The organism is Modestobacter sp. KNN46-3, from assembly GCF_011039295.1.
This window is the reverse complement of sequence record NZ_JAAKGN010000165.1, coordinates 1-10,230: the sequence shown is the minus strand read 5'-3', so window position 1 is coordinate 10,230 and position 10,230 is coordinate 1. Positions and strand designations below refer to the sequence as shown.

At 74.1% G+C, this 10,230-nt stretch carries 14 protein-coding genes; 9 read left to right on the top strand and 5 right to left on the bottom strand.

Features of this window, described 5'->3' with window-relative positions; genetic code table 11:
* The 6 genes from G5C62_RS22795 to G5C62_RS22770 form a co-directional block, all read left to right on the top strand.
* The coding region (locus tag G5C62_RS22795) for a MoaD/ThiS family protein (protein WP_277424817.1) at positions 1 to 304 on the top strand (304 nt) is incomplete at its 5' end.
* 44 nt (positions 305 to 348) lie between these two features.
* Positions 349 to 1,299: a PLP-dependent cysteine synthase family protein gene (locus tag G5C62_RS22790; protein ID WP_164702802.1), complete on the top strand. Its 951-nt coding sequence runs from the start codon at positions 349 to 351 to the stop codon at positions 1,297 to 1,299.
* Positions 1,296 to 1,952 carry an HAD-IA family hydrolase gene (locus G5C62_RS22785; RefSeq protein ID WP_164702801.1) on the top strand — a complete coding sequence of 219 codons (657 nt, stop codon included), beginning with the start codon at positions 1,296 to 1,298 and terminating at the stop codon, positions 1,950 to 1,952. The genes G5C62_RS22790 and G5C62_RS22785 overlap by 4 nt, the downstream gene beginning before the upstream one ends.
* A gap of 78 nt (positions 1,953 to 2,030) precedes the next feature.
* Positions 2,031 to 2,858: a glutamate racemase gene (gene murI, locus G5C62_RS22780; protein ID WP_036333451.1), complete on the top strand. Its 828-nt coding sequence runs from the start codon at positions 2,031 to 2,033 to the stop codon at positions 2,856 to 2,858.
* Complete coding sequence (locus G5C62_RS22775) at positions 2,855 to 3,595, top strand: MBL fold metallo-hydrolase (RefSeq protein WP_164702800.1); 741 nt, start codon at positions 2,855 to 2,857, stop codon at positions 3,593 to 3,595. The genes murI and G5C62_RS22775 overlap by 4 nt, the downstream gene beginning before the upstream one ends.
* 55 nt (positions 3,596 to 3,650) lie before the next feature.
* Entirely contained in the window at positions 3,651 to 4,607 is a 957-nt protein-coding gene (locus G5C62_RS22770; RefSeq protein ID WP_164702799.1) for a DNA polymerase domain-containing protein, read from the top strand.
* An 85-nt stretch (positions 4,608 to 4,692) separates the two neighbouring features.
* On the opposite strand, the gene gndA is transcribed toward G5C62_RS22770, so the two are convergent.
* The 4 genes from gndA to G5C62_RS22750 form a co-directional block, all read right to left on the bottom strand.
* Positions 4,693 to 6,132 carry an NADP-dependent phosphogluconate dehydrogenase gene (gene gndA, locus G5C62_RS22765; RefSeq protein ID WP_036333459.1) on the bottom strand — a complete coding sequence of 480 codons (1,440 nt, stop codon included), beginning with the start codon at positions 6,130 to 6,132 and terminating at the stop codon, positions 4,693 to 4,695.
* A gap of 83 nt (positions 6,133 to 6,215) precedes the next feature.
* Positions 6,216 to 6,710 (bottom strand): thioredoxin-dependent thiol peroxidase, encoded by a 495-nt coding sequence (bcp, locus tag G5C62_RS22760; RefSeq protein WP_036333461.1) that lies wholly within the window; start codon positions 6,708 to 6,710, stop codon positions 6,216 to 6,218.
* A 48-nt stretch (positions 6,711 to 6,758) separates the two neighbouring features.
* A complete protein-coding gene (locus G5C62_RS22755) occupies positions 6,759 to 7,163 on the bottom strand; it encodes a YjbQ family protein (protein ID WP_036333582.1) in 405 nt (134 codons plus the stop codon).
* Between the two features lie 62 nt (positions 7,164 to 7,225).
* Positions 7,226 to 8,104, bottom strand: coding sequence for an alpha/beta fold hydrolase (locus tag G5C62_RS22750; protein ID WP_164702798.1), 879 nt, complete (start codon positions 8,102 to 8,104; stop codon positions 7,226 to 7,228).
* 85 nt (positions 8,105 to 8,189) lie between these two features.
* Between G5C62_RS22750 and G5C62_RS22745 the strand changes: the two genes are divergently transcribed.
* Genes G5C62_RS22745 through rdgB form a run of 3 tightly spaced genes read left to right on the top strand, consistent with a single transcriptional unit; the run spans position 8,190 to position 10,039 of the window.
* Complete coding sequence (locus G5C62_RS22745) at positions 8,190 to 8,678, top strand: MarR family winged helix-turn-helix transcriptional regulator (protein ID WP_206330804.1); 489 nt, start codon at positions 8,190 to 8,192, stop codon at positions 8,676 to 8,678.
* A 33-nt stretch (positions 8,679 to 8,711) separates the two neighbouring features.
* A complete protein-coding gene (gene rph, locus G5C62_RS22740) occupies positions 8,712 to 9,434 on the top strand; it encodes a ribonuclease PH (RefSeq protein ID WP_164702797.1) in 723 nt (240 codons plus the stop codon).
* Positions 9,431 to 10,039, top strand: a complete 609-nt coding sequence (gene rdgB / locus G5C62_RS22735; RefSeq protein WP_164702796.1) for an RdgB/HAM1 family non-canonical purine NTP pyrophosphatase — start codon at positions 9,431 to 9,433, stop codon at positions 10,037 to 10,039. The genes rph and rdgB overlap by 4 nt, the downstream gene beginning before the upstream one ends.
* Before the next feature lie 4 nt (positions 10,040 to 10,043).
* On the opposite strand, the gene G5C62_RS22730 is transcribed toward rdgB, so the two are convergent.
* Positions 10,044 to 10,230 (bottom strand): hypothetical protein (locus G5C62_RS22730; protein ID WP_164702795.1); only part of this gene is annotated, 187 nt, incomplete at its 5' end.

The window sequence follows — 10,230 nt, the reverse complement described above, 5'->3', positions numbered from 1 at the left end:
TCACCCCGCGAGAAGGAGTTCCCCCATGGCCATCGAGGTCCGCATCCCGACCATCCTGCGCACCCACACCGGCGGCAACAAGACCGTCCAGGGCAACGGGGACACGCTCGGCGCGCTGGTCGACGACATCGACAGCCAGCACCCCGGCATCAAGGGCCGTCTGGTCACCAACGAGGGCAAGCTGCACCGCTTCGTGAACGTCTACGTCAACGACGAGGACGTGCGCTTCACCGGTGCGCTCGACACCTCCGTCAAGGACGGCGACTCGGTCACGATCCTCCCCGCCGTCGCCGGCGGCTGCTGACCCGGAGCCTCCCCGCCCGGTACCGCAACTCCAGGAGACCCGCCATGGCCCGCTTCGCCTCCCTCGTCGACTCGCTCGGCAACACCCCGCTGGTGGGGCTGCCGGCGCTGTCGCCCACCCCGGACGTCCGGCTGTGGGCCAAGCTCGAGGACCACAACCCCACCGGTTCGATCAAGGACCGGGCCGCCATCGCCATGATCGAGGCGGCGGAGAAGGAGGGGCGGCTGCAGCCGGGCAGCACGATCCTGGAGCCCACCAGCGGCAACACCGGCATCTCGCTGGCCATGGTCGCCCGGCAGCGCGGCTACCAGCTGATCTGCGTGATGCCGGAGAACACCTCGATCGAGCGGCGTCAGCTGCTGGAGATGTACGGCGCGCGGATCATCAGCTCACCCGCCGCCGGGGGCAGCAACCAGGCCGTCGCCGTGGCCAAGGGGCTGGCCGCCGAGCACGACGACTGGGTGATGCTCTACCAGTACGGCAACCCGGCCAACGCCGAGGCGCACTACACCGGCACCGGCCCGGAGATCCTGGCCGACATGCCCTCGATCACCCACTTCGTGGCGGGGCTGGGCACCACCGGCACGCTGATGGGCGTCTCCCGGTACCTGCGGGAGAAGAAGCCCGACGTCCAGGTGATCGCCGCCGAGCCGCGCTACGGCGAGCTGGTCTACGGCCTGCGCAACATCGACGAGGGGTTCATCCCCGAGCTCTACGACGCCGACCTGCTGGACTCCCGGTTCTCCGTCGGGCCGGACGACGCGATCCACCGCACCCGGCAGCTCGTCGAGCGCGAGGGCATCTTCGCCGGCATCTCGACCGGGGCGATCCTCCATGCGGCCCTCGGGATCGCCGACAAGGAGGTCGCGGCCGGTCGCAAGGCCGACATCGTCTTCATCGTCTGTGACGGCGGGTGGAAGTACCTGTCGACCGGGGCCTACGCCGGCACGCTCGAGGAGGCCAGCGCCGCGCTCGAAGGGCAGCTCTGGGCATGAGCGGGCTGCTGCTCCCGGCGCAAGGGCTGTTGTTCGACAACGACGGGGTGCTGGTCGACTCCGAGCCCAGCGTGGTGCGCTCCTGGTCACGCTGGGCGGTCGACTCCGGGCTGGACCCGGCCGAGGTGCTGGCCGCGGTGCCCGGCCGGCGGGCTGCCGACACAGTGGCGGTGTTCGTCAAGCCCGAGGACGTCGAGCGGTCGACCGCCCTGATCACCCGCTACGAGCTGGAGGACGTCGCCGGCACGCTCGCCGTCCCCGGCGTCGTGGACCTCATCGCGCAGCTCGACGACGTCCCCTGGGCCGTGGTGACCTCCGGCGTGCGTGAGCTGGCCACCGCGCGGCTGTGGGCCGCCGGTGTCCCGGTGCCCGAGGTCGTGGTGACCGCCGAGGACGTCGTCTCGGGCAAGCCCCACCCCGAGCCGTACCTGACCGGGGCGAGCCGGCTCGGCGTCCCCCCGGGCGAGGTGATCGTGCTCGAGGACAGCCCGAGCGGAATCAGCGCGGGGCTGGCGGCCGGCGCCACCGTGCTGGGCATCGGCCGGACGGCGCTGGCCAGCGATGCGCCCGCCGTCGTCCAGGACCTGACCGGCGCCCGCTGGACCGGGGACGGGCTGCTGCTCCCGGACGCGGCGCTGTTGCGTCGCCCCTGACCGGCGCCCGGGTCGTGACCGGCGTCTCGGCCCGGCCGCGAGGGGATGTCCGACCGGGCCGTTAGCCTGGCTGCCGACATGAGCACTGCGACATCGGGAGCCGACGCCCCCATCGGGATCTTCGACTCCGGGGTCGGTGGGCTCACCGTGGCCCGCGCCGTCCTCGACCAGCTGCCGCACGAGGCAATCCGCTACCTCGGCGACACCGCGCACAGCCCGTACGGCCCCCGGCCGATCGCCGACGTCCGACGGCACTCGCTCGCGGCCATGGACCAGCTGGTCGCCGACGGCGTGAAGATGCTCGTCATCGCCTGCAACTCCGCCAGCGCCGCCTGCCTGGGCGACGCACGGGAGCGCTACGACGTCCCGGTGGTGGAGGTGGTGCTCCCTGCGGTCCGCCGGGCGACCGCCGCGACGCGGAACGGGCGGGTGGGCGTCATCGCCACCCAGGCCACCGTCCGGAGCGGCGCGTACGAGGACGCCTTCGCCGCCGCCCCCCAGCTGAGCGTCACCAGCGCCGCCTGCCCCAGCTTCGTCGACTTCGTCGAGCGCGGGATCACCAGCGGCCGGCAGCTCGTCGGGCTGGCGCAGTCCTACCTGGACCCGCTGCTGGGGGCCGGGGTCGACACCGTCGTGCTCGGCTGCACGCACTATCCGTTGCTCACCGGCGTGCTGTCGCTGGTGCTGGGCGAGGAGGTCACGCTGGTGTCCAGCGCGGAGGAGACGGCCAAGGACGTGTACCGGGTGCTGACCCGGACCGACCTGCTGCGCGACCCCGAGGGCCCGCCGCCGGTGCACCGGTTCCTCGCCACCGGCGACCCCGAGCCCTTCGCCCGGCTCGGCCGACGGTTCCTGGGTCCCGAGGTCGATGCCGTCCTGCGTGCGGGTGCGGAGGCCGGGGCATGAGGCTGACCGTCGTCGGCTGCTCCGGCAGCGCACCGGGCCCGTCCTCGCCTGCCTCGTGCTACCTGGTGGAGCACGAGGAGTTCGCGTTGCTGCTGGACCTGGGCAGCGGGTCCTTCGGCGCCCTGCAGGGGCTCATCGACCCCGGTCGGGTCGACGCCGTCTACCTCAGCCACCTGCACGCCGACCACTGCCTGGACGCGGCGCCCTTCATCGTGTGGCACCGCTACTCGGGTCGCTCCGACGGCCGTGCCGTGCCGCTGTACGCACCGGTCGGCGCCGACCGCCGGCTCGCGGCCGCCTACGACGCCGACGGCGGGCCGATCGACGACGTCTTCGACGTCACCCCGGTCGGCCCGGGCAGCTGGTCGATCGGGCCGTTCCAGGTGCGGACGGTGCGGACGGCCCACCCGGTCGAGTGCTACGCCGTGCGGTTGACCGCCGGTGGCCGATCGCTGGTCTACACCGGTGACACCGGCCCGTCGGACGCCGTCGTCGAGCTGGCCCGGGGGGCGGACGTGCTGCTGGCCGAGGCCGCCTACCCCGACGTCCCCGACCTGCCTCCCGGGCTGCACCTGACCGGCCGGCAGGCCGGCGAGCACGCCGCCGCCGCCGGGGTCGGCCGGCTGCTCGTCACGCACGTGCCCGCCTGGGTGGACGCCGAGGCGCAGCTGGCCGACGCGCGATCGGTCTTCCCGGCCGCCGAGCTCGCCCGGCACGCCGCCGTCCACGACATCTGAGGACGGGGCGGCCTGACCGGTTGCCCCGCGGGGCGGCTCCCGGCACGGTGACCGGGTGGCCACCAGCGAAGAACGGGACGGCGTCCGGCTGAGCAGCCTGGACTCCCCGCTGGGCGACGGGCTCGAGGTGACCAAGCGCGACCTGGTCGACCACCTCGACGCCTTCGCCGACCGGCTCGTCCCGCTGCTCGCCGGGCGGCCGCTGACCATCAAGCGGGTGCGGCCCGGAGCAGCTCCGTTCATCCAGCGGGACGTGCCCAAGGGCGCGCCGGAGTGGGTGCGGACGGTGGCCACCTGGTCCGACCGCGCCCACCGCGAGGTGCACCAGGTGCTGGTCGAGGACCGCCGCACCCTGCTGTGGCTGGCCAACCAGCGCGCCGTGGAGTACCACGTGCCGTTCAGCCGGGTGGGGGAGGAGCAGCCGACCGGGCTGGTGCTCGACCTCGACCCGCCCGACGGCGCGCCGTTCGACGTGGTCGTGCGCACGGCCCGGCTGTGCCGCCGCGCGCTCGCCGAGGCCGGCCTGACGGCGGCGGTGAAGACGAGCGGGTCGACGGGGGTGCACGTCGTCGTCCCGGTGCACGGCTCACCGGCCGAGGACGTCGCCGCTGCCACCCGGGCCCTGGCGGCCCGGGCCGAGCGCCTCGACCCCGAGCTGGCGACCACCGCCTACGTGGTGGCCGAGCGGGGTGGCCGGGTGTTCGTCGACTCGACCCGCTCGGGCCGGGGCACGGTGGCGGCGGCCTACAGCCCGCGGGTGCGGCCCGGTCTGCCGGTCTCGGCGCCGGTGGGCTGGGACGAGCTGGACGACGTCCGGCCGGGGGACGTCACCGTGCGCACCGCGCGGGAGCGGGTCGGGGACGGCGACCCGTGGGCGGCGGCGCTGCCGGAGCCGCAGCAGCTGCCCGCCGACCTGGTCGCCGAGGGGCACACCATCCCGGTCGCCCGGGTGGCCGCGATGCACGAGGGCAAGCGGCGCGCCCGCGCGAAGGCGGCCGAGGCCGAGCAGTGAACGCCGGGCTCGCGGGGCAGGTGCCGGGCTCGCCCTGCAGGACGAGCCCGGCGACCGGGGCGCGAGCCCGGCGGTCATGCGCGGATCAGCTGGTCTGCACCTCGCGGCCGTCCTCGCCCCACATGGTGTGGAAGTTGCCCTCGCGGTCGGTGCGCCGGTAGGTGTGGGCGCCGAAGAGGTCGCGCAGGCCTTGGATCAGCGCGGCGGGCAGCCGCTCGGCGCGCAGCCCGTCGTAGTAGGCCAGCGCGCTGGCGAAGCCGGGCACCGGCACCCCGTGCCGGGCCGCCCCCGCCACGATCTGCCGCCAGCTCTCCTGACCCTCGCTGACCGCGCCGCGGAAGTAGTCGTTGGTCAGCAGCGTGGTGACGTCGGGCTCGTCGGTGAAGACCTGGCTGATCCGGTCCAGGAAGCGCGCCCGGATGATGCAGCCCCCGCGCCAGATCTTGGCCAGTGCGGCCCGGTCGATGTCCCAGCCGTGCTGGTCGGCGCCCTGGGTGATCTGGTCGAACCCCTGGGCGTAGGCCACCACCTTCGAGGCGTACAGCGCCTGGCGCACCGACTCGATGAAGGCGTCCTTGTCAGCGACCTGCTCGTCCCACTCGCGGTCGGGCCCCGGCAGCACCCGCTGCGCGGCCTGCCGCTGCTCGCGGTGCCCGGACAGCGCCCGGGCGAAGACCGCCTCCGCGATGCCGCTGACCGGCACCCCCAGGTCCAGCGCCGACTGCACCGTCCAGCGACCGGTGCCCTTCTGCTCGGCCTCGTCCAGCACGATGTCGACGAACGGCCCACCGGTCTCGGCGTCGGTGTGCCGCAGCACCTGCGCGGTGATCTCGATCAGGTAGCTCTCGAGGTCGCCCTCGTTCCAGCTGGCGAAGACGTCACCGATCTCGGCCGGCGTCAGCTCCAGCCCCTGGCGCAGCAGGTCGTAGGCCTCGGCGATGAGCTGCATGTCGGCGTACTCGATGCCGTTGTGCACCATCTTCACGAAGTGGCCGGCGCCGCTGGCCCCGATGTGCGTGCAGCACGGCTCGCCGTCGACGACGGCGGCGATCGACTCCAGCAGCGGGCCGACCAGTGCGTAGGCCTCCTTCGAGCCGCCGGGCATGATGCTCGGCCCGTTGAGCGCGCCCTCCTCACCACCGCTGATCCCGGTGCCCATGAAGTGCAGGCCCCGGGCGGTGAGCGCCTCGGTGCGGCGGATCGTGTCGGTGAACAGGGCGTTGCCGCCGTCCATCAGCACGTCGCCCTCGTCCAGCAGCGGGGCGATCTCCTCGATGACGCCGTCGGTGGCCGCGCCCGCCTGCACCATGACGATGATCTTGCGCGGGCGCTGCAGCGCGCCGACGAACTCCGCCATCGACCCGGTCGGCACGAAGTCGCCCTCGCTGCCGTACTGCTCGACGAGGGCGTCGGTGCGCCCCCTGCTGCGGTTGTGCAGCACCACCTGGTGGCCGTGCCGGGCGAGGTTGCGGGCGAGGTTGGCGCCCATGACCGCGAGCCCGGTGACGCCGATCTGATCACTCATGCCACGACCCTGCCCGAGCGGAGCCCGGCTGACCAGCGCCGTCCCAGCCCCTGGACAACCGGCCCGGAGCAGGTGAGGCGGGCTCAGGCGATGCCGAGGTCCCGCATCAGCTTCGCCACGTGCCCGGTGGCCTTCACGTTGTAGGCGGCCTTCTCGATCCGGCCGTCCGCGTCGACGACGAAGGTCGACCGGATGACCCCGACGACCTCCTTGCCGTACAGCTTCTTCGGGCCGTAGGCGCCGTAGGCCGTCAGCACCTGCTTCTCCGGGTCGGAGACCAGCGTGATCGACAGCTCCTCCTGCTCCCGGAACCGGCTCAGCTTCTCCGGGACGTCGGGGGAGACGCCGATGATGTCGAGCCCGGCCTCGGCCAGGTCCCCGGCCGCGGCGGTGAAGTCGACGGCCTGGGTGGTGCAGCCCGGGGTGAGGGCGGCCGGGTAGCAGTACACGATGACCCGCCGACCCCGGAAGGACGACAGCGCGACGGGTGTGCCGTCGGCGTCCGGGAGGGTGAACTCCGGCGCCGGGTCGCCGGGCGCGAGGCGGACGGGGGCCGTGTCGATGCCGGGCTCGGTCATGGGGGGATCGTGCCGCACCCGACCGGCGGTGCCCAACCCGGCTTCCCCTCAGCCGGCCAGGAAGCTGAACCGCACGTGCCGTGAGGGGTTGTCGACGTTGGTGTCGACGAAGCAGATGCGCTGCCAGGTGCCCAGGGTCATCCGCCCCTCGAGCACCGGCACGGTGGCGTGCGGGGGGACGAATGCCGGCAGCACGTGGTCACGGCCGTGCCCGGGAGCGCCGTGCCGGTGCCGCCAGCGGTCGTCGCGGGGGAGCAGCTCGTCGAGCTGGGCGAGCAGGTCGTCGTCGCTGCCGGCGCCGGTCTCGATGATCGCGATCCCCGCCGTGGCGTGCGGCACGAAGACCTGCAGCAGGCCGTCGCCCTCGCCGCGGACGAACTCGGCGCACTCGTCGGTGAGGTCGACGACGGACGGGACACCTCCGGTGCGCACCGCGCGCAGCTCTGATCGCATGCGCACACGATGACATCGGCCGGCTCGGCCCGGCGACCGGGCGCCGGGCCGAGCCGGGACGCTCAGTCCGCGTCGACCTCGCGGAAGAAGTCCAGCAGCACGGTGGCCAGCGGGTCCGGCGCCTCCAGGGCCACGTGGTGGCCGACGCCGTCCAGCACGACGGAGCGGATGTCGCCGGCGACGACCTGGGCCAGGGTGGTCGCGGTGAACTCGCCCGCCCCGGCGCCCACGGCGAGGGCGGGGACGTCGAGCGGGTGGGCGGCGGCCAGCGCGGCGATCTCCGCGCCCTCACGCAGCATCGACCGGTAGAGGCCGCTGGCACCGCGGAAGCCGCCGGGCTGGGCGTAGGTGCGCACGAACTCGTCGAGGTCGGCGTCGGTGACCGCGCCCGGCGTCGCGGTCAGCGCCGCGAAGAACCCGCCGATGACCTCGCGTTCCCGGCCGGTCAGCAGCAGCTCGGGCACCCCGGGTGCGGCCAGGACGCCGATGTGCCAGCTGCCCCCGCGCGTCACGTCGGCGAACGCCTCCAGGCCGAAGCCCGGCAGCCCCATCTCGATGGCGGTGAGGCTGCGCACGTCCGCCGGGTGGGTGGCCGCGAGCCGGAGGACGGTCGCCCCGCTGATGTCCTGCCCCACCAGGTGCACCGGCCCGACGCCGAGCTGGGCGATGAGCTGGTGCAGGTCCTCGGCGGCGGTGGCGCTGTCGGGCTCGCCCGGCCCGTGGGCGGACTCACCGAATCCGCGCAGGTCGACCGCGAGCACGCGGTGCCCGGCCGCCAGCGGAGGGATGACCCGGGAGAAGGCCCACCAGCTCTCGGGGAAGCCGTGGACCAGCAGGGCGGGGGACCCGTCGGCGCCGGCCTGGACGTGGTGCAGCCGGGTGCCGTTGACGGCCGAGTGGTGGTGGGTGACGCCGGGGAGGGTGGCGGGCGCTGTGGTCATGACGGGCTCCTTGATGGTCAACCAGGTTGTCGGTCAGGGTAGACAACATGGTTGTCCATGTCCACCGGCTGGCTACCATCGCCGGGTGTCCCGATCCGGTGCCGACCTGGCGCTCCTGCTGCTGGGTGGCTTCCGTGCGCTGGTCGACGAGGCGCAGGCCGAGATGGGCCGGCGCGGCTACGAGGACGTGCGACCGGTGCACGACTTCGCCATTCGGGCCATCGCCGCAGGCGCGGACAGCGCGTCCGAGCTGGGCCGGCGCCTGTCGGTGTCGAAGCAGGCGGCGGCGAAGACGATCGCGGTGCTGCAGGAGCGCGGGTACGTCGGCCGGGACGTCGACCCCGACGACGCGCGCCGCAAACGGCTGCAGGTGACCGAGCGCGGGTTCACGATGCTGCGCGAGGGCGAGGAGGTCTTCGACGAGCTCCGGGACCGCTGGGCTCGGCAGATCGGCGCCGAGCAGCTCGCCGAGCTCGAGCGCCGGCTGACCGACCTGGTCGGGCCCGCTCCGGTGCGGCTGGACGCCCCGGGCTGGATCGCCACCCAGGACCTGGCGGAGCCGGACCGCGGGTAGGTCGCGCCGCCGCCCTCACTACCCTCGGTGCCCGTGACCCGCCCCGACGGCCGCGCGGCCGACCAGCTCCGTCCGGTGACCATCACCCGCAACTGGCTCGACCACGCCGAGGGCTCGGTGCTCGTCGAGTTCGGGCGCACGCGCGTGCTCTGCGCGGCCAGCGTCACCGAGGGCGTGCCCCGCTGGCGCCGCGGCTCGGGGCTGGGCTGGGTCACCGCCGAGTACTCGATGCTCCCGCGGGCCACCCACACCCGCAACGACCGCGAGTCGGTCAAGGGCAAGGTCGGCGGCCGCACCCACGAGATCAGCCGGCTCATCGGCCGCTCCCTGCGGGCCAGCATCGACCTGGCCGCGCTGGGGGAGAACAGCATCGCGCTGGACTGCGACGTCCTGCAGGCCGACGGCGGCACCCGCACCGCAGCGATCACCGGCGCCTACGTGGCCCTCGCCGACGCGGTGAGCTGGCTCGGGGAGCGCGGCAAGCTGGCCAGCGCGACCCCGCTGCCGAACTCGGTGGCCGCGGTCAGCGTGGGCGTCATCGACGGCGAGCCGCGGCTCGACCTCGCCTACGAGGAGGACGTCACCGCCGGCACCGACATGAACGTCGTGTGCACCGGTACCGGCGGCTTCGTCGAGGTGCAGGGGACGGCGGAGGGCGCCGTCTTCGACCGGGCCACCCTCGACGAGCTGCTCGACCTGGCCGTCGCCGGCTGCGCGGAGCTGACCCTGGCCCAGCAGGTGGCGTTGTCGGCGTGACCCGGCTGCTGCTCGCCACCCGCAACGCCGGCAAGCTCGCCGAGCTGCAGCGGCTGCTGGCCACCGCCGTCCCCGGGGTCGAGGTGCTCGGCCTGCGTGACGTCGAGGAGTACCCCGAGGCGCCGGAGACCGGGGCGACGTTCGAGGAGAACGCGCTGCTCAAGGCGCGGGAGGCGGTCCGGTACACCGGGCTGCCCGCGGTCGCCGACGACTCCGGGCTGACCGTCGACGCGCTCAACGGGATGCCGGGGATCCTGTCCGCCCGCTGGTCCGGCCGGCACGGGGACGACCCGGCCAACACCGCCCTGCTCCTCGGGCAGCTGGCCGACGTGCCGGACGAGCGGCGCGGCGCGGCGTTCGTCTGCGCCGCCGCGCTGGTCACGCCCGACGGCGGCGAGCACGTGCTGGAGCGGCGCTGGCGGGGCACGGTCGTCCGGGAGCCGCGGGGCGGCAACGGGTTCGGCTACGACCCGGTGTTCGTGCCGGCGGGCCTGACGGTCACCTCGGCGGAGCTGGAGCCGGCGGAGAAGGACGCGATCAGCCACCGGGGGCAGGCGTTCGCCGCGCTGCTGCCGGTCATCGGCGAGGTGCTCGGCGGCCGCTGACCGGTCAGCGGCGCTGCATCCAGTCGATGAACCACACCGAGAACGCCGCCAGCAGCGGGTGGAACGCCAGCACCAGGAACGCTGCGAGCACCCGGTCGGTGCGCCAGTAGTTGCGCAGCCGCACGCCACGGCTCCAGCCGCGGCTGCGGTCGACGCTCAGCGCCCGCTGGGCGACCGCGGCCTCCTCCTCC

Coding starts and splice junctions, on each gene's coding strand:
- bcp (WP_036333461.1), bottom strand. CDS start 6,710: ATGACCGAGCCCGGCATCGACACGGCCCCCGTCCGCCTCGCGCCCGGC.
- G5C62_RS22750 (WP_164702798.1), bottom strand. CDS start 8,104: ATGACCACAGCGCCCGCCACCCTCCCCGGCGTCACCCACCACCACTCG.
- murI (WP_036333451.1), top strand. CDS start 2,031: ATGAGCACTGCGACATCGGGAGCCGACGCCCCCATCGGGATCTTCGAC.
- G5C62_RS22790 (WP_164702802.1), top strand. CDS start 349: ATGGCCCGCTTCGCCTCCCTCGTCGACTCGCTCGGCAACACCCCGCTG.
- G5C62_RS22755 (WP_036333582.1), bottom strand. CDS start 7,163: ATGCGATCAGAGCTGCGCGCGGTGCGCACCGGAGGTGTCCCGTCCGTC.
- G5C62_RS22785 (WP_164702801.1), top strand. CDS start 1,296: ATGAGCGGGCTGCTGCTCCCGGCGCAAGGGCTGTTGTTCGACAACGAC.
- gndA (WP_036333459.1), bottom strand. CDS start 6,132: ATGAGTGATCAGATCGGCGTCACCGGGCTCGCGGTCATGGGCGCCAAC.
- G5C62_RS22775 (WP_164702800.1), top strand. CDS start 2,855: ATGAGGCTGACCGTCGTCGGCTGCTCCGGCAGCGCACCGGGCCCGTCC.